This is a genomic window from Streptomyces sp. NPDC001868 (genome assembly GCF_040297125.1).
Classification (GTDB): domain Bacteria; phylum Actinomycetota; class Actinomycetes; order Streptomycetales; family Streptomycetaceae; genus Streptomyces.
In genome coordinates, this window is record NZ_JBEOYO010000030.1 from 39,695 (window position 1) to 63,113 (window position 23,419).

Genomic DNA, 23,419 nt, shown 5'->3' on the forward strand with positions numbered 1-23,419 from the left:
CTGCGGATAGCGGTGCCATCCATGCGGATCCTCCGGCGTGGCGCAGCAGCGCTTCGACGACCAACTCCTCACCGTGTCATGACGGTTTCTCCTGTTCACCGGGCGCGAGGGCCCGCGTCGGCTCTCCCGTGGGCTACAGGCCGGCGAGGGTGAGGGCCGTCGCCGTGACGGAGCGGGCGACCGTGGCCGCGAACTCCGGGCTGTGATCCCGGTCGACGAGGGTGTCTCCCGGGGTGTGGTACTGCCTGGTGCCCGTACCGGGCCCACCGTCCGGGGCGAAGATGTCCTCCGTGACAGCGATGGCCGCCCACCCCCGCTCGTGGAAGCTGGCATGGTCGCTCCGTCCGATCGCCGGGTCGGACGGGCCCGTGAGCTGTTGGACCGTCACCGCGGGGTCGACGGCGGGGACGGTGTCCGCGACGAGCGCGCCCAGCCTGTCGGACGCGCCGACGACCGGACCCGGCACCGAGGAACCGGCGTGGATCTCGAGGGCGGGTGTGCTGCCCTGCTGCCGCCCCGCGATCATGTCCATCTGGAAGACACCGGCGATGCGTTCGTCCGCCGCGGCGGCGGCCCGTGCGTAGAACTTGCTGCCCACCAGGCCCTGTTCCTCGGCGTTGAAGAGCACGAAACGCACGTTCCGGGTCGGCGACCTGCCCTCGGCGAGCACGTCGCGCAGGCATTCGGCCGCGGCCATGACGGCGGCCGTTCCGCTGCCGTCGTCGTCGGCGCCCGGCGCGGGGTCCACGGTGGGGTCGTAGGGCCTCGGGTCACCGTTCTCGTCGGTGAACTCACCGTTGGAGGCGGTGGAGTCCAGATGCGCGGTGATGAGGACCGTGGAGTCCGCCCCGGCCACACGGTGCTCGGCCTCCACGTTGAACAACGGGCGTCCGCGCCACCGGAACCGGTGCAGTCGTACGCTCAGACCGAGGTTCTGGAAGCGGTCGGCGAGCGCCTCGACGACTCGGGGGTTGTCCGCGGCGGACGTGTCACGGCTGCGCACCAGCAGCGCCTCGCCGTCTCGGAGCGGTTCGGCCCCGGAGATGCGCGCGACGTGGCCGCGCAGTACGTCGGGGGTCACGGCCGCCCGTACCGCGGCGATCGTCTCCGGTGAGGGGCGGCCGTCACCGGCTCCCGACGCCGGCGGGCCCGGCTCGTCCAGGCCTTCCACCACACCTGCGGCAAGTTCTTGTGCCCATGCCTCGCCGGGGCGGGAGAGCAGCGCCGGGTCCGGGAGCAGTCGCTCGGTGTGGCCGGGCTTCGCGCCCGGCAGGTGGACGTCCTCGATCGGAGCGCCGGCGGGTGCGGCGACGTAGACCCCGCCCGGCGCGGGCCCCAGCGGGAGCGGCGGCGGCGCCGCGAAGCCGGCGAGTTCGTCGGCGACGATGCCGAAGGCGGACGTGGCGCGTGTCGTCGCCCTGTCCGGGGCGTCCGCGAAGTCCTGGCCGGGGGTGCGGGGGCGGTCGTCGCGGATCAGGAAGGCGGCCGTGTCGTCCACCGGGCCCCGTAGATCGACCGTGAATCCGGCTTGTTCGAGTGCCTCCGCGCCGCGTGTGCTCGCCATGGCCAGCACGAGCCGCGCCGAGGCGATGTGCACGGGAACGACCTCGGTCCGATTCGCGATCGTCTCCAGCGCGGGCAGTCCCCGGTCCTCGGGCAGTTCGATCCGTGCCCAGAGCACGGGACGGTTCTCCAGGGCGGCGCCGGTGAACACGGGGTGGGCCGCCGTACGCAGTCCCGCTCGCTCGGCGAACGCGCGCTCCTGATGGTCCTCGCCGACGAAGACGCACTCGTCGGCCGGGGAGGCCGGTCTCCCCTCGCCCGCCGTGCCGGCGACCGCCTCGTCGAAGATGTCCCGACGGTTCTTGGGGCCCCAATGGATGAGCGCGTCGTTCGTGAACCGGCCGGGGAACGCCTCGCTCAGGGCCGACGCGGCCCGCTCCGCGGCGCCCGTACCCGGGCCCGGGTCGGAGATGACGCCCATGCGTACGTCGCGGAAGGCGTCGAGGACGGCGAGGACGCGAGGCCGGGGCGACAACGTCAGCGAACCGTCGGCCTCCTGCCGGGCATCCGCCAGGGTCGCTCCTATGTCGAAGAAAAGCACAGGCATGTCGATGCCTCCACGAGATGAGCCAGTCCGGGAATCGGCACGTGACCGAGCGAACGTCCCGGGCGGCAACGGCCGTTCGGAACGACGTTCGGGAAGACGTTCGGGAAGAGGGGAGATCGCGAGAAAGGAACGGTGGATCGGCCCTGTGCCCGGGCCGGCCACCGCCACGGAGTCCACTCCTGGAATGGGCCCCACCCACTCCATCGTCCGCCTTCGCTTGCACGCTCGCATCCCGGGATGTAGGCGAACGCGGTTCAACGTCGGACAGTTGAAGGAGGTACGGACCTGGGCCTTTCTCCCTCTCGTGCGGCTGGAGGGTGGTGGGCCTAGCCTGGAAACGAGGTGCGTTCGTTCGAATCCCCACGAGTGTTGGGAGCGACGCGATGGACCTGTTGCCGGTCGAGATCAAGGTCAACATCGAGGGGAATGTGGGGGCGGCGCTGTCGGCCCTCGGTGGGTCGCAGGGGGCGATGACGATGCGCCGAATCTGGTTCGCCGAGGACCGGGACGGCGTGGCGGAGGGACGGGTGCCGCTCCTGGACGGCGGCGTGATCGTCCGCTTCAGAACCGGTGGCGGGCCGGACGACCTGACCGTCAAGTTGCGTCCCTGTACCAGGGAGCAGTTGGTCGGCCGGTTCTCCGCCCCCTTCGCCGTGCAGCCGCTCACGTACAGGATCGAGGCGGACTGGTCGGGGAAGCGCAGGGTGCTGGCCGCCTCCCTGGTGCGCACTCACCCGCCGGGGGCGCTGTCAGGGGTGGTGGAGCAGGGGATCGACCCCGCCGCGCCCATCGACGCGGTGCAGGACCAGTTCCTGCACGCCTGCGCCCCCTCCGTCGGACTCGACGGGCTGATCGCGCTGGGACCGATCCACTCGACGAAGGCCGAAGACGTTCCGCTCGGTGACCTGGAGGTGGACCTGGAAGCGTGGTCGGTAGCCGGTCTGGAGTTCCTGGAGGCCTCCATCCGGGTCAAGCCCAAGGACTCGGACGACGTCGAGGAGTTCGCGGCACGGGCCGAGCGCAAACAGCGGAAGCTGGAGGACGCGATCCGGGAGCGCGGAGTGGTGCTGTCCGAGGACCCCGAGCCCAAGACCCGACGCGTCCTGACCGCCCTCGCGAGCGCCGGGGAGAGCTGAGGCCACGGCGTAATAACGCCCGGCGCGCAGCAGCGTCCCCCTGGGCCTGTCACTCACGCAGCCAGTCGGGTACGCCGCCGGTCAGTTCGCGGACCAGATCGGCCACCGAGGAGTCCGCCCGGTGAGCGTCGACCAGCGCCGCCGCCAGTCGTAGGCCGGTCTCCTGGTCCTCGGCCTCCTGCGCTCTGGCCAGTCCCTCCAGCAGCGGCCGTACGCTCTCCCGTGGGCGCAGTGTTGCCAGCACCATGCCGTGGACCAGCAGGGCCAGTACCTCCTCGTAGGCGAAGGCCCCGTCGTCGGTGGCGAGTTCCCCGCAGAGCGCGAGGGATCGCGCCGCGAACGGTTCGGCCTCGGCCGCCCGCCCCTGCTCCAGGAGTACCGCCGCGTGGTTGCGGGACGCGTCGGCCAGGGCGCTCCCCGTCCCGGGGTCGCCGTGGGTGTGCAGGTCCTCCAGTGCGTCGACGGCGCCGCGGCCCACCTCCACGGCCTGCCGGTCGTGGCCGCACTCCGACAGGGCGACGGCCCAGCCGTCGGCGGCCAGGGCCCAGGCGAAGGTATGGGTGCGCGGCGCGGCCCTCCGTAGCTCGTCGTAGAGTTCGACGGCTTCCCGGGAACGTCGCTCCGCCTCCTCCCAGCGGCCGAGCGGCCCCAGACAGCGGGCGAGGCAGTGCAGTGCGGCGGCACGTTCACCGGCGTACAGGTCGGCAGGGCCCGCGGCGAGGTTCTCGTACGTCTTGTGCGCCTCCCCCGCGTCGTCGAGGCCGCGTTCGTAGGAGCCGGTGTCCACCAGGAGGTCGGCGCGGGTCGCCAACGCGGCGGCGAGCGGCCGCAGATGGGCGTCGGGGTAGCGGCGGGACAGTCGGCGGTAGAGGGCGACCGCCCGGTCGACCGCGTCGATGGCGTCGTCGTACCGGGCCAGTTCCGCGAGGCACACGGCGTGGGCCAGCAGTGCGGCGGCGTACTCGTCCTCATGGGCCGACACCGTCGGCGTGGGAAGTCCCGCGTACAGGGCCACGGACTCGGCGCTCGCCTCGGCGGCGTCCAGGGCCCGTCCGAGGCTGGACAGATGGTGGGCGTATCCCGTGAGGGCCACCGCGAGCGCCGCGCGGGCGACGGGTCCGTCGGCCAGTTCGCGCCGCAGGGCGACCGCGCGTTCGGCGGAGGCCAACGCGTCCTCCCGACGGCTCTGCAGGTGGAGCTGGTGGGCGTATCCCTCGTGCGCGGTGGCCAGATCGTGGGCGTAGCGGCCGGGTTCCTGGCCGGCGATGCCCTCGTAGAGCCGGACCGCCATCGCGCCGCGTTCCAGTGCCTCGTCGTGCATGCGGACGGCGGTCAGCCAGTGGGCGTGGTCGTTGAAGGCGGCCGCCAGTCGCGCCCAGGCGGTGTGGTCCGGCTGTTCGCCGAGTGCCTCGCCGGCCAGGGCGACCAGGGCTCCGGCGAGTTCGGCTCCCCATACCGACAGGTTGCGGGAGTGCGCGGGCAGCCTGGTGAACATGGACCGCAGGAGGGTGGGGTCGTCGGGGTGGTCGCGCACGACCTCGGCGAGGGCGGTGTGCAGGGGGCCCGGTTCCGGTCCGCTGCTGGTTGCCGCGGTCACGGCCGGTCCGGCGAGCCGCTGGGGGTGGCGGACCACGACGGAGTGCAGGGGTCCGGCGAGTCGGCTGTGTCGGGGGGCCGCGCGGGCGGCCACGCGTAGGGCGTCGGTGGCCTGGGCTGCCGGGGCTGTGGCGAGCAGTTCGTCCAGCAGTGCGGGGCGCTGTCCGACGGCGAGTCCCACGAGGTACTCCCCGATGCGGTCCGGGCGCAGTGGCCCCCAGAAGGTGTGCGGGTCGGGATAGAGGGTGGCGAGCCAGTCAGCGGCGGGGTCGACCGGGTCGGGTGGGGTGCTCGTGTCGGTGGCGTCCGGTGTCCCGGTCGTGACGGTCGTGAGGGTGGACAGGCGCGCGAGGATGTCCCGGGCCTCGTCCCGGTCGGCGGGTGAGCCGCACAGGGTGGCCGAGGCGACCAGTTCCCGCCGGGCGCTCAGGGTCAGGGCACCCAGTCCCTGGCTGTGGGCGGTGTGCCGCCAGATCTTCTGCTCGTGGCGCAGCAGTACGCCCTCGTACGGTTCGTCCGCCGGGCCGTCCTCGGGGTCGAGTGCCTGCAGCAGGGCGACCAAGGCCGCCATCTGGAGGTCCAGGGCCCGGTGGTGACGGGGGTCGTGCAGGTCGGGCACCGGCAGGGTGCGCAGGACGGCGGGGTCCACGGGCGCCGTGACGGTGGGCAGTCCGGTCAGCGCGGCGGCGAGGTTCTCACCGATCGCGCGGAAGGCGGTGTCGTCCAGTGGCTCTTGGCCGTCGCCGTAGAGGTCGGGCAGCGGGAGCTCCGTCCCGGGCGGCGGGTCGCGCAGGGGAAGGGCCTCGCTGCACAGGTTCTCCCACCAGTCGCCGGCCTCCTTGTCTCGGGCGAGCAGCAGCAGCCGCAGGGGTGTGGTGCCGGTGTGCTCGTAGCGGTCGACGAGGTCGAGGAGGGTCTGGAGTTGCTCGACCCTCGTCTCGGCGTAGTCGACGACGAGCAGCAGCGGGGTGCGGGTCCCGGTGGCCAGGGGCAGGAGGTCCGGGGGCGCTCCGGCGGCGAGGAAGCCCGCGCTCCAGTTCCTGAGCCGCAGACGGCGGACGAGTTCCGCGGCGAGTCGGGTCTTACCCTGACCGCCGGGCCCGGTGACCAGCCGTACGGAGAACCGGCCGGGCTGGTCGCACCAGGCGCCGAGGCGGGCCAGGACGTCCTCGCGTCCGGTGAACGGCACGACGGTCGCGTCCGGCCTGAGCAGGGCCACGGGGGTGTTGGCCGGCCGGGACGACTCCCGTTCCAGCAGCGGCTGGAGTTCGGCCGGTTCGGTGACGGCGTGCGGGAACAGCGCCCGGAAACCGGGGTCGGCCAGGAGTTCCTCGGCCGGGATGGCGCGGGCCCTGCCATGACCGGGCTCGTCCTTCGCCGTGACGACGACACCGCACAGCAGGTCGTGGCTGAGCAGCGCCGCGCCGGAGGCTCCCTCCCAACGGGACACGGCGGCGGCCGCCGAGTAGGGGATCGCCTGCCCCAGGACGATGTGGTAGCGCCTGGCCTTGACCGCCGTTCCCGCGTTCACGGTTCCCCGGACCCTGACGGTGTCGCGCAGCACCAGCCTTCCCCCGGCGTCGTCGCGTCGTACGCCCATGCCGGACGGGTAGCCGACGAGGTCGACCGGAACCTCCGGCAGCCCGGTGACCAGCCGGCCCCAGCGCAGGGGCGGCAGGCCGTCCTGAGGTGGCACCGCTCCCGGCGAGGAGATCCGCAGGACGGCGGCGTCCATGCGGATGTCGGCGGGCTCATGGGCTTCGTAGCGGTACCACTCCACGGCGCACGGCAGGTAGTCCCGCGAGCCGGGCAGCCGCACCGTCACCTCGGCCTGCGTCCGGTCGCCCCGGCTGATGACGTGGGCGGCGGTCAGGACGAGGCCACCGTCCAGGAGGTACCCGGTGCCGCTGCCCCGGCCGTCGGGTCTGCTGCTGTAGACCTCGACGACGCGGGGGTCCGTACGGTGGTCGACGTGCGCCGGAGAGGGTTGTGTCACCGCTCGGGCAGCTCGTCTTCTTCGTCGCCCACCTCGGAGAAGGTGGACCATGTCTCGCCGCTCTGGTCAGCGGGATCCGTGTCCTGCGCGGTGAGGTCGGCGGTCGCGTCCTGGGCGGACGCGGCGGACGGAGCCGAGGGCTGCGGGGCGGGAGCGGCTTTGGCGGCCTGCTCCGAAGTCTTGGGCTTCTTGGGCACGTTCGAACTCCCTTGCCGGGGTGGCCGTTCACAGGGGATGCGTTGGCCTCAGCGTAGCGACGGTCTGCCGGAATGGTCCCCGCCCGGAAGGTGCGGTGATCGCCTCTTTACCCGAGTGATCCAACAGTGCCGGTTCCCGTGTCCGACCGGTCCCACAAAGGCAGTTGGCGGTCAGAAGCGGGCGTGAAGCTTGTCGATTTCCGTCAGACAGCGTCGGAGCAGTGCGGTGTGCTGCCCGGTCCGGGCCACGTCCGCGGCCTCCTCCAGGACCTTCACGGCTCGCGCGGGATCCCTGGGGCCGATTGCCAGACCGTGGACGTACAGGATGCGGGCCCTCTTCTCGTCCGCCGGCGCCCCGCCGCGTCCGATCGCGTCGCGCAGGGCCAGGACCGATTCCTCCGAGGCCGCCACCGCCGCTTCGTCGTCGCCGACGCGACGCAGCGCCAGCGCCAGACCGGCGAGTGCGCCAGCCAGTTCACCCACGGCCCGGGGGTCCCGGCCCCCGGCCGGCTCACGCAGCAGACGCACCGACTCCTCCGCGGCCTCCAAGGCGTCGGACAGCCGACGCATCGCGGTCAGCCGGATGCTCAGTCCACCCAACAGCCTTGCCAGTAGCTCCAGTTGGGCGGGCGTGGGGTCGGCGTCCAGCAGGCCGCGCTGGATGGCGACGGCCTCCTCGGCGAGGTCCAGCGCCGTCGCGTGCTCGCTCAGCGCCGTGCTCAGGCGGGCCTGGTTGTGCAGGGCTTCCGCCAGCCGTCCCAGGTAGGCGTCGGGGTGCTCCTCCGCCAGCCCGCGCAGGATCGCCACGGCTCGTGCGGTCTCCTCGGCCGCCTCCGCGATGCGACCGTCGTGCTGGAGGTAGAGCGTGAGTTGCAGGCGTGCGTTGGCCATCTCCACCGCGGGCCACCCTGGGTTCCGGCGCAACAGCCGTTCCCGCGACCGTACGCATTCGACGCCCAGGGCCAGAGCCTCGTCGTGGCGGCCCGCGTGGTGCAGCCACAGGGCCTGATGGTGCAGTACGGTCGCCCGGCGCCCCTGGGCCTCGGGGGTGTCCGACGGGTGGCCCGGGCCGAGCGCGGCCAGGAGCCGCTCGCCGACACCGACCGCCTCGCGTGTGCGGCCGACCTCGTACAGCCGGGCGCCGTACCCCAGCAATACGTCCATGAACTCCGGGTCCGGCGCGGCGCCGAGCGTGTCGCCTCCCCGTACGCGGATGCCCTCCTCGCAGGCCTCCAGTGCCTCGGCGTACCGTCCCGCCCGGGCGAGCCGGTAGGCCAGGGCGTGGAGTGCGGAGGCCAGTTCCCGGGGTGCGTCGGTCGCGGCCCGGGCGTGCGCCACGACCTGCTCGGCCATCCGCGCCGCCCGACCGGCGAGCACCACCGTGTGGCGGGGTACCGCCGCCAGCAGTTCGGCGAAGAGCGGGCCACTCTCCTCCGGCCCGTCCAGCACCGCGTCCACCGCGCGGCCCAGGGCCTCGTATCCCTCCCGGGCGAGCACGTCGACCGCTGCGGGAGCCAGTGGCCGGGGCCGGGCGGCGACCAGGCGGACGATCCGCTCGTCGAGTTCCGGGAAGCTCCGTCCGGCCCTGCACAGAACGCGCAGCAGGTGGCCGGCGTGCTCGGTGTCGGGCAGTGCGGCGAGTGCGGGCAGCAGTTCGGGGAAGTCCCGCGCGGTCGTGCCGATCAGGTGCTCGCCCAGCAGGTCCGGCACCAGTCCCACCCAGTGGCCGTCGCGGCCGCCGTAGAGCTCGTTCAGCCACATCGCCGCGCCGAGGACCGTGTTGGCGGTCTCCCCGCGCAGGATCCCGCTTCTCTCCAGCAGCTTCCGTGCCTCGTCCAAGGTCCGGGCCCGGCACAGTGTCGCGGTGACGACCAGCCGTCGCAGGGTCTGTGTGTGGAGATGCCCGATCTGGTGGGCGGACGTGGTCCGGGTCCAGTACGCCTCCTCGTGCCGCATCAGCAGTTCCATGCCCTGCGTGCGGGAGGCGTCCGGTACCGGGAACAGGTGCTGCAACAGCGCGGCCAGCGCGGTGCTGTGCAGGTCCAGGGCCCTGGCGAACCGCGCGTCCGACAGTTGCGGAGGCACCACCGACTCGGGGCGGAACCCGGGCGGCGTCGCGGGAAGACCGGGCAGCCGGGCCAGAGCGTGGGCCAAGCCCTCGACCGCGTGGCGGAATGCCTCGGGCCGAGTCGCGGGATCGTCTGCCAGCGGACCCAGCTCCGCCACGGTTCCCGGCGGCGGTTCCCGCAGCGCACGGCTCTTTCGCCGCAGGTCCTGCCACCATTCCCCGGAGCTCCTGGCGAGCATCAGCAGCCGGACCGGCGGCCCCGTCCCCCTGGCGGCCGCCGCCCCGAACAGCCGCAGCAGTTCGATCAGTTGCTCGTGCCGGGCCTCCGCGTAGTCCACGACCAGCAGCAGGGGCGCGGACAGCTCACCGAGCGCGGCCAGGTCGGTGTCGGGGGCGAAGTCCAGAAAGCCGGCGTTCCAGTTCCGGCCGGCCATCCGGTCCACCAGCTCCGCAGCCAGCCGCGTCTTGCCCTGGCCCCCCGGCCCGGTCAGCAGCTTCGGCGACCACGGATCCGGAGCCAGGCACCACCGGACGAACTCGTCCATCAACGGTTCCCGGCCGTGGAAGCCGACCGGGCTGACCTCGGCCCGCAGCAGACCGACCGGTGACCCGGCGGGCGACGGCGGGGGCTGGAGGACGGACGGGAGCCCGACGTCGTACGCGTGCGGTCTCCCCAGCAGTTCCGCCAGCCGCTCGTCCGCCAGCAAGGACGTCGCCGGAACGGCGGTCAGCGCCCCGCCGGGCCCGCCCCGGTCGGGGTCGACCGCCACCAACCCCACCACCAGACCCCCGGAGGTCACCGCCGCCCCGGACATCCCGCTCCACCGGGACGCGGTCTCGGTGCCTTTCCCGGTGTGCCCCGCGCGGACGACGGCGGGTACCGGGTTGTCCACCTTGATCTCGTGGCGGCCGGCCTTGAGCCTGCTGCCCGACGCGATGGAGCCGATGATGTGCGCGGTGTCTCTGAAGGCCGGTGCGCCCTCTTCGCGTACCCGCATGGCGGCCGGGAACCCCACCGCCTCGACGGGACAGCGGGATCCCGTACCCAGCCGGCCCCACAGCAGCGGTGGCAGCCCCTCCGGCCCCCGGAAGGAGTCGTCGTCGATCCGGAGCAACGCCGCGTCGATCCCGGTCCCGGCCGCGCTGTCGTAGCGCCACCAGAGCACCGAGCAGTCCCACACCGAACCGTCGTCGAGCAACCGGACACTGACCGTCGCCGCCTCGCCGACGGCATGACCGGCCGTCAACACCAGTCGGTCGTCGAGCAGATGGCCCGTGGCGATCCGGTGCCGGCCGTCGCGGCTCCGGTAGACCTCCACCACGCGCCGGGCGACGGGTGGGATCCTCGGGCTCACCTCTCCGGCAACTCCTCGGCCGCATCGGAGACTTCGAGCGGTCCGCCGTCCGGTCCCCGGGGGGTCAGGGTGAGCCGGATGGTGTGGGTGGACGTCCGCTCCCGACGCTTCGACCCAGCGCCCGACAACACGTAGAACCGGGCACCCCCGGTGACCTCGCTGCCGCTCAGCAGGGCCACCTGGAACTCCAGTTCCACCGGCCCGACCTCGAAGGAGAGACCCCCCTCGGGCGCCAGCCGCCGGGCCGTGTCCAGCTGTTCACGCAATGACCCGATGGCCTGCGCGAGTTCGACGACGTTCTCCGCGGAGTCCTGGTCGGACATGTCATCCCCCCTGTCGTACTGCGTCGGTCAACCCATCGTTACCCACCGGAAGCACCCCGTCACCCTGTCCCGCACGGTCTGTCAGGATGTGTCGCGGGAGCGTGCGTGGAACCGGCGGGGCGGGAGAGCGGATGAGTGGACGTGCCGTGGCGGCGGACCCGCGTGTGGTCGAACTCGCGTCGCTGAGAGACGGTGCGAAGGGATACACCTCCGGATCCGGTTACCTGCTGCACGACGGGCTGGTGATCACGACGGCGCACACCGTGCCCCCGCCCGGAACCGGTGAGGTGGTGATCCGCCCCGGCGGGACCGGCCCATGGCTGCGCGCCCGGGTCCTGCTGCGCCGCTACGTGGACCGGGACGCACCCGAGGGTCAAGAACGCGGCACAGCACGGGACTTCGCCGTGCTGCGCGTCGAGGACCGGACCGGGTTGCCCGCCACGCCGCCTCCGGTGCGCTGGGGACGGCTGGCCACCCGGCCCTGCTCGGCCCTGATCGAGGCCACCGGATTCCCCGCCGGCCTCAAGGTGTACGAGGACCGGGGCGGCCCCCGACTGGCCCCCGTGCTGCGGGACACGGCTCACATCAGCGGCGCCATCATCCGCTCGGTCGCCCACAGCTCACGGCACGTCGTCCATGCCGTCCATGCCGTCCCGGCACCGCCCGACGGAGCCGCCGGGACGAGCGGGAAGCGCAGAACGCGCTGGGACGGTATGTCCGGCTCCGCCGTGGTGTGCGAGGGCATGCTCGTCGGGATCGTGGTGCGCGCCGACACGCTCTCCGGCGTGGAGATCGAGGAGACGGCGGCGCTGTGGGACGACCCCGAGGCCCGTGAACTGCTGGGTCTCCAAGGGCCGCGCCCCCAACCGGCCGAACTCTCACGGGTGTTGCACCGGCCCACCGTGCGCCCGGCGCTCTCCCCCATCTCGCTGCTCAGGCCGGAAGCGGCCGCCGTCCGCTTCCACGGCCGCGAGAACACCCTCCGCGACCTCGCCGCCTGGCGGCACTCCGATGCCGACGCCTCGTTACGCCTGCTCACCGGTCCTGGTGGCCAGGGCAAGACGCGGGTGGGCCTGGAAGCCGTGCGCGAGGCCGAGGAGGCCGGGTGGACGGCCGGTTTCCTCGCCGACCGCGCCGATCCCCGGGCGCTGGCCCGTCTGTCCGCGCTCGACACGCCGTTGCTGCTCGTCGTGGACTACGCCGAGACCCGCCGGTCCCAACTCCACGAACTACTGGATGTGTTCGGCCCGTCCCGCCCGCCTCACCGCCGCCATCCGGTGCGGCTGCTGTTCCTCGCCCGCAAGGCCGGCCAGTGGTGGAGCCGACTCCAGGCACACGAGCACTTCCCTCGCGGCGCGACCGTGACCCCGCTGCCTCCCCTGGAGCCCACCGCCGCACTGCGTGCCACCGCCGTTCGCGACGCCATGGGCGGCCTCGGGGAAAAACTGGCCGCCCTGTATCCGGGGCCGTCGGCACGGAAGGCGATGCGCGCGGCGGTGCCGCCGTCCGTCGCCGAGGACCGCTACTCCGGTGCCCTCAACCTCCAGATGGCCGTCCTCGTCGCCCTGTTGCAGGCCGTCGACCCGGTGCGCGTCACGATCGGCGAACGCGACGAGGCGGTCCTTCTCCGTCACGAGCAGAAGGTCTGGAGACGCACGGCGGGCAGCCATGGCATCGGGGGCCTGTCCCTGTCCGAGTACCGCCGGATGGTCGCCGCGGCCACCCTCTGCCCGGCCGACGACGAACAGCAGGCCCTGGCCGTCCTCGGCCGGCTCCGGCCGACCGGCCTCACCCAGGAACCCCCGACACCGCTGCCGGACCCCGTGTCCTGCGGACGGTGGCTGTCCGGCCTCTATCCGTCCGACGACGACTACTGGGGTCCGCTCCAGCCCGACCGGCTGGGCGAGTATCTCGTCGGGGGCGTCCTCGCGGAGGACCCGGAGCTGTTGGGACGCCTCCTGCCCACCACGACCGAACGCCAGACCTCGGCCGCCTTCCATCTGCTGTCCCGGGCCCAGCCCCACCAGCCGCACGTCTCCGAACCCCTCCGCACCGTCGTCACCGCCCACCCCGATCCGCTCGCCCTGCGTGCCGTCGACGCCGTGGTCGCGGTGGAGAACCCGGCCCCGCTCCGGCAGGCCCTGACCGGCGTCCTGGAGGAGATCAGGGGCGCGATGGACCAGTACGCGTCCCTCGCGGAGCGGTTGTACGAGGCGGTGCCCCTGCCCACACTGGCGCTCGACGAGTGGGCGGCCGATCTCGCGGGCCTGCTGGCCCTGCAACCATCGAACCCGACGACCCGAGACCCTCACGAGGTGTCGGCCGAACACGCCCGGCGGCTGCACCGGCACGCCGTCCGGCTGGTCGAGATCGGACAGCTCGCAGCGGCCCGCACCGCCGCCGAGAAGTCCGTCGCCCTGTGGCACGTCCTCACCGCACACGGCCTGCCCGGCGCCGAGAGCGGTCTCGGCCTGGCCCTCAACACCCTGGCCCTGGCCGGCGACCACGACCGGTCCGGTGCGGAGACGCTGTCGCTCTCCCAGGACGTACTGCGTTACTACCAGGATCTGGCGGAACGGGATCCCGGCACATACTCCGCCGACCTCGCGATGGCCTGGAACAACCATGCGAACCGGCTCGCCGACGCGGACCGGCTCGACGAGGCGTTGCACGGCGCGCTGACCGCCCGTGACCTCTACCGCGATCTCGCCCAAGACGATCCGGCACACCTGCCCGATGTCGCCCTGGCCGAGTACAACCTCATCCGGATCCACAGTGCGCTCGGGCAGTTCGGCGCCGCGACGGCCGACGCCCGCCGGGCAGCGGACCTCTACCAGGACCTCGCCGCCCGATGGCCGGACCAGTACCGACCGCACGTACCGGAGGTCCTCGGTTCCCTCGCCGAACTCCTCCGTACGGCGGGCCAGCTCGCGGAGGCCCTGGAGGTGGTCGAGGAGTGCCTGACCGAGTCCCGGCGCCTCGTCGCACATGCCCCGGAGCGCTTCGGGCAGGACCTCGCCGAGCGGCTCTCGGACGCCACGGCCGTCTTCGACGACCACGGGGACGAGGAACGGTCCCGGGCGGCGGCCGAGGAGGCCGTGGACTTGCTGCGACCACTGGCCGAACGCGACACGAACGCGGCACCGTCGCTCGCCAACGCCCTGATCGCGCTGTCCCACCATGTTCCGGAGCAGAGCATCGACCTGTGCCGTGAGGCGGTCGCGATCTACGAAAGGGCGGAGGCGTCGGCCCCGGGCGTCCACGGTTCCGGCCCGGCCGTCGCTCGCGGCGCACTCGCCGAGGCCCTCGCCACTGCCGGCCGGTATGCCGAAGGTCTCCGCGCCTTCGACGCATCGATCGCCGCCCTGCGTCCTCTCTCGGACCGGCTGCCCGCCGCGCATGGACCGGAGCTCGCCCAGGTGCTCGATCTCCAGTCCAACGCCCTGTTCGACGCCGGCGACCCCGAGGGCGCCCTGAGCACGGCGACCGAGGCGTTCGAGGTGTTCGCGGTCGCGGTCGCCGAGGAACCCGGGGCCTTCCTGGACGAGTTCGCCCGTGTCTCGGGAAACCTGGTGTTCCACCTGGCACGGCGGGACCGCTGGACGGAGATCCTGACCCGAACCGGCCAGGCACTCGCCCTGTGCGGCCAGCCTGCCGCCGAGGGACTCCCCCAGCGATTCGACGCCCTGCTGGAGCTCCTGAATTACCGCAGCCTGGCGTTCGGGGAACTGGGCCGCCGCGAGGAAGCGACGGACTGCGTACGGGAGATGGTCGCCCTGCGCCGCCGGATCCTGGACGCCGACTCCGACTCCGACGACGCCGGCCACCGCCTCGCCCTGGCCGGGGATCTGTCACGTCTCGCCGACACGCTGGCCGAGGCGGGGCGACCGTGCGATGCCGTCGAGCCCGTACGCGAGGCCCTCGCCCTGAGGCGGAGCGTGTCCGCGAGCGCGGATCCGGACGCGGACGCGGACTGCGAGGACGGCATTGGCGAAGACGACGACGGCGAAGACGAGGCCTACGAATACGAAGACGAAAACGAGGTCGAGGAAGACGAGGAGGTGAGCGAGGGCGCACTGCTCGTCCAGCTGGCCTCGGCGCTGCAGCGGGCGGGCGACGCCGGGGCGCCGGCCGCCGCCGTGGAGGCCGTTCGTCACCATGAGGATCCGTCAGGTCTGCCGGCGGAGGGGCACGAGGACGGGTACTGCCAGGCGCTGCATCTGTACGCCGCCGCCCAGTCGGCCGCCGGGCACTTCGAAGCGGCGGTGGACGCCTGCCAGTACCTGGTAGTCCTGCGCGCGCAGGACACGGCCGGTGAGGCGGACTCCGATCACCAGGACGGCGACCGTCTCGATCTGGACGAAGCCCTGACCTCACTGGCCTGGGCGCTGCTGGACGCCGGCTCGTGGCCCCGGGCGCTGGGGCTGTCGCGCGGCGTACTCAGGTCACTCACCGCGCCGGTGGCCCCACCTGCGGACACGGCTCCGGGACACCGCATCGCACTCGGCGCCGTCCTGCACGTCCTGGCCCTGGCCCTCACCGCGGCGGGCCACCACCACGAGGCGGTGCGCACGGCACGGCGGGCGTTCGCCGTACGTCGCCGTCTGGCTGCCCAGTTCCCCGGAACACACATGGCCGAGTTGGCGGAGACCATGGGCGTTCTCGCGCTCACCCTCCACGCCACGGACCGCGACACAGAGGCCGCGACCATGATCCGACGGGCCATCGCCCTCCTCACCCGCCTCGCGGCCACCGCCCCTGCCGCCCACCGGGACACCCTGCGCCAACTGCTCCGGCATCAGGCACGTATGGAGTCCCCACGAAGTCCTGCGACAGGGACGGAGAGGCCTAGACCGTCGCGCCGGGTACGGCCTTCCACTGTGCCGCGCTCTTGCGGTCGGTGATAGGGCCGCCCTGGATCGAGCCGGAGCGCAGGGCGAGTTGGCGGGCCGTGTCGTCGGGGACGACGGAGAAGACGACCTTGTTCGCACGTTCACCGTGCGTGAGGCTCGGCCGCGCGGGGGGGGGCGGCCGAGGTGGGCATCCGGGGAGCCTGTTCAGCGCGAGTGCCGTGAATGATCACGGGTAGCCTGGCCGCCGCGCTGCTCCCTCACCCCCCTCCCCCAGTCGATCGGAAGTCCCATGCTCGCTCACCCCCTCGCCGACGGGGCCGAACTCCGCGCCCTCGAACCCTGGCGGGCAGAGGAGTTCTACGCGTTCGTCGCCCGCTCCGGCGCCCACCTCGCCCCCTGGCTGCCCTGGGCGACGGACATCGACGAACCGGCCAAGGCCGAAAGCTGGCTGCGGGGTTACGCCGAGGACCAGGCCCGGGACGGCAGACGCCTCTACGGGATCTGGCTGGACGGGCTGCTCGTCGGAGGCGCGGGGTTCGCCACCTTCGACGTCCGCAGCGGGAACTGCTCGTTGGGTGCCTGGCTCGCACCGGAGGCGCGGGGCCGGGGCCTGGTGACCCTCGCCGCCCGTCATATGACCGAGTGGGCTTTCGGGACCCGCGGCATGGCACGGGTGGAGTGGGCCGCGGCCACCGGGAACGTGCGTAGTCTGGCGGTGGCGAAACGGCTCGGTATGGAACGTGAGGGTGTGCTCCGCTCGGCATTGCCCTTCGGCGGCGTCCGACACGATGTGGAGGTCTGGTCGCTCGTCGCCGACCGGCGGTGACAGGGCCCGGCCCGACGGACCGAGGCACCCGGTCGATGCGCCGGGCGCCCTCCGCCTCCCCCTCCCGTTCACCTTGTCTTCCTCCCCGTACAACCCTTTGTGCACCAAGGAGGTCGTAGGGGCGTTCGGATTCTCAGACGGGAGCATGACGTTGCGTAGACGCACCCTGGCCGTGGCCACGGCTGCCGCCACCCTCACCCTTGCCGTCGCCGGGCTCGGCGCGCCGGTGGCCGGCGCGGCGCCCTCCCCTCTGGCGGACGACTTCAACGGTGACGGCTACCGCGACCTCGCCATCGGCACGCCCAAGGCGAGCGGCGGCACGGTCACCGTGCTGCTCGGCTCCGCCTCCGGCGTCAGCCGGACCCGGTTCGTGAACGTCACCCAGAACACTCCCGGCGTGCCCGGCGGCTCGGAGAGCGTGGACAGGTTCGGCGAGAACGTCACCAGCGGCGATGTGAACGGCGACGGCTACGCCGACCTGATCGTCGGCGCGCCCGGCGAGGAGGTCACCGGCAAGCCGCGCGGCTCGGTGACGATCGTCTGGGGCGGTGCGAAGCCGTTCACCTCCGGCGGTGTCTCGCTCACCGCGCCGACCGCCGAGGCGGCCGGTTTCGGCGAGGGCGCGGCCTTCGCCGACCTCGACGGGGACGGCACCGCCCAGCTCGCCGTCGTCGGCGACGACACGTTCTGGTGGTACGGCGACGGCGGGCCCACACAGGACGGCGCGCTCGCCCCCGAGGTGGACTTCCTGCCGGACGGCGTCCGGCTGGACGGCATCGTGGCCGCCCACTTCTCCTCCGAGGACGGCGGCAACGGCTTCGAGTACGTCCTCCACGGCCGCCGGTACGAGGAAGACGGCTCCCCGATGTCCGGCTATGTGGGCGTGCTGCGCGGCGGCCCCGGCGACATCGGTTCCTCCCACACGCTCCTCAGCGAGGACGGGACGACCGGCTCCGCCGCGTGGTGGTCGTCGGCCGTGGCGACGGGCGACATCGACGGCGACGGGTACGACGACCTGGTCACCGCCGACGAGGCGGGTGTCGAGGGCGGTTCGATCATGGTGCGGTACGGCTCGGCGGCCGGGCTGCCGCTCAAGGGCCGTACGTACCACCAGGACAGCCCCGGCGTCCCGGGCACCGACGAGGTCGGTGACGACTTCGGCTCGGCGCTCGCCCTGGGCGACGTGACCGGTGACGGCCGCGCGGACCTCGCGGTCGGCGCCCCGTACGAGGACGTCGACGGAAAGCGCAACGTCGGCAACGTCGTGCTCCTCAAGGGCGGCCCCGACGGACTGACCACGGCCGGTGCCCAGTCCCTCCACCAGGCCACGGCGGGGGTGCCGGGCGCGGCGGAGGCCGGGGACCACTTCGGTTCCTCGCTCCGGTTGCGCGACATCAACGGCAACGGCAGGGCCGATCTGGCGATCGGTGCCTTCGGCGAGGACGTCCTGCCGAACGGTTATGACGACGGCGCGGGTTGGGTGCTGCGGGGCGCGGCCTCCGGCCTGACGACGACCTCGGCGACGTCCTTCAACGCGACGGACTTCGGGTACCCGGTGGTGGCGGGCCGGAGGTTCGCGGACGTGTTCGCCCGCTGATCCCTCGCCTCGCTCGTACGAGCCTTCCGCGCGCGCTGTGCCTCCGCGCGTGCTGTGCCTCCCGCGCTCTCGGGCCGTGTCAGGCGGCTCGGGCGCGCAGGCGGCGCAGCATGCGGGCGTCCTCGAAGCCGACCGAGCGGGCGGCGGCGTCGACCGTGGATCCGTGGCTGATGAGGTGCTCGGCGCGTTCCAGGCGCAGGGTCTGCTGGTAGCGCAGCGGGGTGAGGCCCGTGGCGCGGCTGAAGAGCCGGGTGAGGGTGCGCTCGCTGACGCCGACGGCCGAGGCCAGGCCGGGCAGGGGAAGCGGCTGGTCGAAGCGGGTGTCGATGAGGTCCTGGGCGCGGTGCACGGTGTCGTCGAGGTGGGACCGGTGCCGGAACATCGCGCTGGACTGCGGCTCGTGGCCGTTGCGGCGGGCGTAGACGACCATGTCCCGGGCGACCTGTGCGGCGACGGCGGGCCCGTGCCGGCCGGCGACGAGATGCAGGGCCAGGTCGACCCCGCTGGCGATACCGGCCGAGGTGATCACCCGGTCGTCGGTGGTGAACAGGACGTCGCGGACGACGACCGCGCCGGGGTGGCGCAGCGCCAACTCGTCCTGCACGTCGTGGTGGGTGGTGCAGCGGCGGCCCTTGAGCAGTCCGGCCCGCCCCAGCGCCTCCGCTCCGGCGCAGACGCTGGCCACCGTTCCACCCCTGGTGTGGTGGTCCCGCAGGACCTGCAGGGAGGCGTCGGCGATGGCGGGTGAGTCGGCCAGGGTGACGGCTCGCCAGCCGGGGACCACGATCAGGTCCTCGGGCCCGAGTTCGGGCCAGTCGAGCCCGGCCACCACGGGCAGTCCCTGGGCCGTGGGGATCTGTGGCCGCTCGGCGACGTAGGTGAGGGTGTAGGGGTGCCCGAAGTCGGCCGCGGTGGAGAAGACCTGCGCGGGGCCGGCCAGGTCCAGCAGATGGACTCCGGGCACCAGGAAGAAGACGATGTGGCTCACGATTCGGTCATCATGCCGGAAGATCGGTCGTCATGCCGGCAGATCTGCCGCGGCCTCCACCTCGTCGACGGTCGCGATGGTGGCGAAGCGTCCGGCGAGGGCGTACTCGGTGCGCCGGACGACCTCGTCGGCGGGCAGGGTACGGGGGTCGGCGAGGAGTTCGGCGACGCTCTGGTCGGCGGGGGCGTCGCGGTGCGGGATCGGGTTGGTGGCGGTCGCGTCCACGACGAAGGTGACCGCATAGCCGAGGTCGCTGCCGACGCGGGCGGTGGTCTCCACGCACTGCTCGGTGCGTATGCCGCACACGGCGAGTTCGCGGACCCCGTGCTCGGTGAGGAGTTGCTGCAGGTTGGTGGTGGTGAAGGCGTTGTGCGAGGTCTTGTGGACCAGCGGCTCGCCGTCCTCCCGCCCTTCCAGTTCCTCCAACAGCCGGACATGGCCGAGAGCGGGGTCGAAGGCGTCGCCGCTCCCGGGCTCGGTGTGCAGTACCCACACCACCAGGTCTCCGGCCCGGCGGGCGTGCCGGACCAGTCGGTTCACCTTGTCGGCGATCTTCGGGTCCGAGATGGTTTCCCACAGCGGATGGGCGCGGAAGGACTCCTGGACATCGATGACGATCAGTGCTCGGGTCATGCCCTCAGTCTCAGTCGCGCGGGCGGGGCGGCGACAGGCCGCATCGGGTCCCGAAGCGGACCGATTCGGTCGGGCGAGGCCCGCCCTACGGAAGCCGAGGCGTGGGGCGCGGCCGGGGTGAGCGTGGACACGGTTCGGATTCACGTCGACGCCGCGGCGGGGAAGGCGAACGATCGCTGTGCCGACGGCCGGCGGCGACCGGCGACCGGCGGAACACGCACCGCGCCGATATCGGCTTGCGCGCCCGTCGTCATTCGGGTCAACGTCGCCTGAGACCCGACGAACAGAGAAGACGACTCCGAAGATGACTCCCCCGACACACCACGTCGACCACGAACTGATCCAGGCCGCGGCGCATGTGGCCCGCACTCGCTGCCAGGGCGACAACCACACCATGGCGGCCGCCGCCCGCGCCCGGGACGGCCGGATCGTCACCGCGGTGAACGCCTACCACTTCACCGGCGGCCCCTGCGCCGAACTGGTCCTCATCGGCACGGCAGCCGCTCAGGGCGTCTACGAGCTGGACACGATCGTCGCCGTCGGCGATCGCGACCGGGGCGTGGTGCCCCCGTGCGGCCGGTGCCGTCAGGTCCTCCTCGACTACTTCCCCGCCCTCGACGTCATCATCGGCGCGGGCGACCGCGTCCGAACCGTCGCCATCACCGACCTGCTGCCCGAGAGCTACGTCTGGGCCGACCACCAGCTCGACACCGAGCCGCCCGCGCCGCCCGCCCCGCCCGAGCCGCACGGCAAGGACTGACACCACCAGCCGTCTCCCCTCCGGAACGACTTGTTAGCCTCAGCGGCGTGAACGATCCCTCCCTGCCCGGCCCAGGCACACCATGAGCGTCGCCGACTCCTGCCCGCTCGGCGCCGCGACCACGCTCGCCGAACTCGCCCGGGATCCACATCCGCGCCTGGCGCTGCTGCGGGCGCGGGAACCGGTGTCCTGGCTGCCCGAGTTGGGCGGCTGGCTGGTGACCCGCCGGGATCTGGCGCTGAGCGTGATGCGGGACGCCGAGACGTTCACCGTCGACGACCCTCGGTTCTCCACCGCCCAGGTCGTCGGCCCCAGCATGCTGTCCCTCGACGGCGACCAGCACACCCGGCACCGGGACCCCTTCGCCGCTCCCTTCCGGCCCAGGGCCGTGCGGGACGGTTTCGCCGCGTTCATCGAGCGGGAGACCGACCGGCTCATCACCACGCTTCAGCCGACGGGCGCCGCCGAACTGCGGCGTGCCTTCGCCGGACCGCTCGCGGTCGCGGTCGTGACCGAGGCACTGGGGCTGGTCGGCACCACCGCGGACACGGTGCTGGCTTGGTACGACTCCATCGTGCAGGCGGTCTCGGACATCACCGCCGGCCACGAGGCGGAACCCGCGGGCGTCGCGGCGTACGCGCAGCTGCGCACCGCGGTGGAGGCCACCGTCGCCGACCGGAACGCCGCCTCCCTTCTCGTCTCGGCCGCCGGGCGGCTGTCGGTGCCCGAGGTGGCCTCCAATGCCGCGGTGCTGATGTTCGGAGGCATCGAGACCGTCGAGGCGATGATCACCAACGCGCTGCTGCACCTGCTGCGCCACCCGGACCAACTCGCCCTGGTCCGGGCCGACTTCGACCTGCTGGACGGCGCGATCGAGGAATCCCTGCGCCTCGAACCCGGCGCGGCCGTCGTGGACCGCTACGCCACCCGGGACACCGTCCTCGGCCCGGCCGCCATCCACCGCGGCGACCTCGTCACCGTCTCCCTGACGGGCGCCAACCGGGACCCGGCCGTCTTCCCCGACCCCGACCTCTTCGACGTCCGCCGCGAGAACGCGCGCCTCCAACTGGCCTTCGCACACGGCCCGCACCACTGCCTCGCCGCACACCTCGCCCGCCTGGAGACCCGTATCGCCCTCCAGCACCTGCTCGAACGCCTCCCCGCCCTGCGCCTCGATCCCGAGCACCCCGCCGCCCCGTACGGCCTGGTCTTCCGCAAGCCCACCACCCTGCACGCACGCTGGGACCGCGCGGCCTGACCGGAGGGGCCTACAGCGGGTCACATGTCCGGCAGAAGAAGCCAGACTTCGGAGAAGGCGAGGCCGTGCTCGTGGGTCACCACCCCGCACGGGCAGCCCAGCGAGAACAGGCGCCAGTCGCAGGTCACGGTCCACGGGCCGGTCCTGCCCCCGCACGCCGGGCAGGCGACGGTCTCGGCCGTCCACACCCCGGAAGAGGGTCTGCCGTAGCGTCGGAAGCGGCCCGTGTACCGGACCTGCCAGGGCTCGACCGGGGGTGTGAGCGGGACGGTCCCCGGCGGGCTCGTCGAAGCCAGCTCGGCGAACAGGGCGAGCAGATCGGGGAGCAGGGCCTCGCCGGCCTCTGTCGGTGGCACGGCCGGGCTGCCCGCCGTCCCCGGCGGGGTCCCGTAGCGCGGGGCCGCCGCCGCGGGTGGTGGGTTCGGGGTGGCGTGCCAAGGCAGGAAAGCGCGGGCCACGGCGGCCAGGAGCGCGGCTGCGGGCGGGCTGACGGTGCCTGCGTCGAGGTGGTGCAGGGTGGTGCGCAGGAGGCGTTGGAGTCGCCGGTTCCGGTCCGTGGCCAGCGTCCGTGCGGTCGCTGACCGCCGGGTCGGGAGCGGGGCCGCTAGGCGGTTCAGTACGGCGGCTGCCGCTGCGGAGTCCGCCGGGGCAGGGCGCCACTCCCCGGCGGCCAGGAGCCGCCGCGCCCGCCCCGCCTCACGGGTCAGAGCGCGCGTCCGCAGCGGCCACGGGTCGAGGGCCGCCGCGTGAGTCTCCTGCCCGCTCGTCATGGCCCTCTCTCTTCTCCGCTTCTCGCGTCGTGGATGATCCCCTCCCATACTGCTTCACGCCCGGGTGACCGCCACCGTCAGGTTCGTTCTCGACGCCGACGGACGCGTCACCGGCACCCACGAGGTGGCCCATCTGAGACCCTTCGGACGCTCTTCGGACGCCGTTTTGCCGAACCGGCAACAGGAGTGGCGGACCGGGACACGGTGGGCGACGGTGGGCCCGTGACCGACAACATCGCAGCAGGATCGCCCGCCTCCGACGCCCCCACGGCCGCCGACGGATACCTCGGAGACCCAGCGGTGCGGGAGGAGTGGGACAACCGGTACGCCGACCGGCAACAGTTGTGGAGCGGCCGGCCCAACGGCGCGCTCGTGGCCGAGGTCGCCGGGCTGACACCCGGCCGGGTTCTCGACGTCGGCTGCGGCGAGGGCGCGGACGCCGTCTGGCTCGCGCGCGGCGGCTGGGACGTGACCGCGGTCGAGGTCTCGGGCGTGGCGCTGGAGCGGGCGGCCGGGCACGCGCGGGACGCCGGCGTCGCCGTCCACTGGGTCCATGCCGCGCTCACGGAGGCGGCGCTCCCGCCGGCCTCCTTCGACCTGGTCTCGGCCCAGTACCCGGCCCTGCTGCGCACCCCCGACGCCGCGGCCGAGCGAGCACTGCTCGCGGCCGTCGCCCCCGGCGGCGTACTGCTACTCGTACACCACGCCGGGATGGACACCCAGCAGGCCGACGACGGCGGCTTCGACCCGGCCGACTACGTCTGGCCCTCGATGGTCGCCGATCTGCTCGACGACGACTGGGAGGTGGAGGTCGACGAGCAACGGCCACGCGTGGCACCCGACGGTGGCGCCGGCGCGCACCACACCGACGACGTGGTGCTGCGGGTACGCCGGCTCCGCTGAGACCGCTCAGCTCGCGGCAGGCCCGGCGGCGGCCGGGCAGTGGGATACAC

The 23,419-nt window shown here is 73.0% G+C and carries 15 protein-coding genes; 7 read left to right on the forward strand and 8 right to left on the reverse strand.

Annotated features, from left to right (window positions below; all coding sequences use genetic code 11):
- Window positions 1–133 precede the first annotated feature (133 nt).
- Window positions 134–2,110 carry a M20/M25/M40 family metallo-hydrolase gene (locus ABT147_RS29530; protein WP_351411624.1) on the reverse strand — a complete coding sequence of 659 codons (1,977 nt, stop codon included), beginning with the start codon at window positions 2,108–2,110 and terminating at the stop codon, window positions 134–136.
- A gap of 383 nt (window positions 2,111–2,493) precedes the next feature.
- Here ABT147_RS29530 and ABT147_RS29535 point away from each other — a divergent pair, with 383 nt between their 5' ends.
- On the forward strand, window positions 2,494–3,246 hold the full coding sequence (locus ABT147_RS29535) for a hypothetical protein (RefSeq protein ID WP_351411626.1): 753 nt from the start codon (window positions 2,494–2,496) through the stop codon (window positions 3,244–3,246).
- 49 nt (window positions 3,247–3,295) lie between these two features.
- Here ABT147_RS29535 and ABT147_RS29540 read toward each other — a convergent pair whose 3' ends face one another.
- From ABT147_RS29540 to ABT147_RS29555, 4 genes are all read right to left on the reverse strand, one after another.
- Complete coding sequence (locus ABT147_RS29540) at window positions 3,296–6,838, reverse strand: trypsin-like peptidase domain-containing protein (protein WP_351411628.1); 3,543 nt, start codon at window positions 6,836–6,838, stop codon at window positions 3,296–3,298.
- Window positions 6,835–7,035: a hypothetical protein gene (locus ABT147_RS29545; RefSeq protein WP_351411630.1), complete on the reverse strand. Its 201-nt coding sequence runs from the start codon at window positions 7,033–7,035 to the stop codon at window positions 6,835–6,837. The genes ABT147_RS29540 and ABT147_RS29545 overlap by 4 nt, the downstream gene beginning before the upstream one ends.
- Before the next feature lie 171 nt (window positions 7,036–7,206).
- Window positions 7,207–10,458, reverse strand: coding sequence for a tetratricopeptide repeat protein (locus ABT147_RS29550; protein WP_351411633.1), 3,252 nt, complete (start codon window positions 10,456–10,458; stop codon window positions 7,207–7,209).
- The gene (locus ABT147_RS29555) at window positions 10,455–10,781 is read right to left on the reverse strand and encodes a trypco2 family protein (protein ID WP_351411635.1); all 327 of its coding nucleotides are present in this window, start codon (window positions 10,779–10,781) and stop codon (window positions 10,455–10,457) included. The genes ABT147_RS29550 and ABT147_RS29555 overlap by 4 nt, the downstream gene beginning before the upstream one ends.
- A 131-nt stretch (window positions 10,782–10,912) precedes the next feature.
- Here ABT147_RS29555 and ABT147_RS29560 point away from each other — a divergent pair, with 131 nt between their 5' ends.
- The 3 genes from ABT147_RS29560 (at window position 10,913) to ABT147_RS29570 (ending at window position 18,057) form a co-directional block, all read left to right on the forward strand.
- Window positions 10,913–15,685: a tetratricopeptide repeat protein gene (locus ABT147_RS29560; protein WP_351411637.1), complete on the forward strand. Its 4,773-nt coding sequence runs from the start codon at window positions 10,913–10,915 to the stop codon at window positions 15,683–15,685.
- A gap of 238 nt (window positions 15,686–15,923) precedes the next feature.
- Window positions 15,924–16,460, forward strand: a complete 537-nt coding sequence (locus ABT147_RS29565) for a GNAT family N-acetyltransferase (protein WP_351411639.1) — start codon at window positions 15,924–15,926, stop codon at window positions 16,458–16,460.
- A gap of 145 nt (window positions 16,461–16,605) precedes the next feature.
- Complete coding sequence (locus ABT147_RS29570; RefSeq protein ID WP_351411642.1) at window positions 16,606–18,057, forward strand: FG-GAP and VCBS repeat-containing protein; 1,452 nt, start codon at window positions 16,606–16,608, stop codon at window positions 18,055–18,057.
- Window positions 18,058–18,136: 79 nt separating this feature from the next.
- Here ABT147_RS29570 and ABT147_RS29575 read toward each other — a convergent pair whose 3' ends face one another.
- Together ABT147_RS29575 and ABT147_RS29580 are read right to left on the reverse strand one after the other, a co-directional pair.
- Entirely contained in the window at window positions 18,137–19,045 is a 909-nt protein-coding gene (locus tag ABT147_RS29575) for a GlxA family transcriptional regulator (protein WP_351411644.1), read from the reverse strand.
- Between the two features lie 30 nt (window positions 19,046–19,075).
- On the reverse strand, window positions 19,076–19,678 hold the full coding sequence (locus tag ABT147_RS29580) for an isochorismatase family protein (RefSeq protein ID WP_351411646.1): 603 nt from the start codon (window positions 19,676–19,678) through the stop codon (window positions 19,076–19,078).
- Between the two features lie 304 nt (window positions 19,679–19,982).
- Here ABT147_RS29580 and ABT147_RS29585 point away from each other — a divergent pair, with 304 nt between their 5' ends.
- Both ABT147_RS29585 and ABT147_RS29590 read left to right on the forward strand, forming a co-directional pair.
- Window positions 19,983–20,438, forward strand: a complete 456-nt coding sequence (locus ABT147_RS29585) for a cytidine deaminase family protein (RefSeq protein ID WP_351411648.1) — start codon at window positions 19,983–19,985, stop codon at window positions 20,436–20,438.
- 82 nt (window positions 20,439–20,520) lie between these two features.
- Window positions 20,521–21,696, forward strand: a complete 1,176-nt coding sequence (locus ABT147_RS29590) for a cytochrome P450 (RefSeq protein ID WP_351411651.1) — start codon at window positions 20,521–20,523, stop codon at window positions 21,694–21,696.
- A gap of 20 nt (window positions 21,697–21,716) precedes the next feature.
- On the opposite strand, the gene ABT147_RS29595 is transcribed toward ABT147_RS29590, so the two are convergent.
- Window positions 21,717–22,466: a hypothetical protein gene (locus tag ABT147_RS29595; RefSeq protein ID WP_351411653.1), complete on the reverse strand. Its 750-nt coding sequence runs from the start codon at window positions 22,464–22,466 to the stop codon at window positions 21,717–21,719.
- Between the two features lie 222 nt (window positions 22,467–22,688).
- Between ABT147_RS29595 and ABT147_RS29600 the strand changes: the two genes are divergently transcribed.
- Window positions 22,689–23,369 carry a class I SAM-dependent methyltransferase gene (locus ABT147_RS29600; protein ID WP_351411655.1) on the forward strand — a complete coding sequence of 227 codons (681 nt, stop codon included), beginning with the start codon at window positions 22,689–22,691 and terminating at the stop codon, window positions 23,367–23,369.
- Window positions 23,370–23,419: the final 50 nt, after the last annotated feature.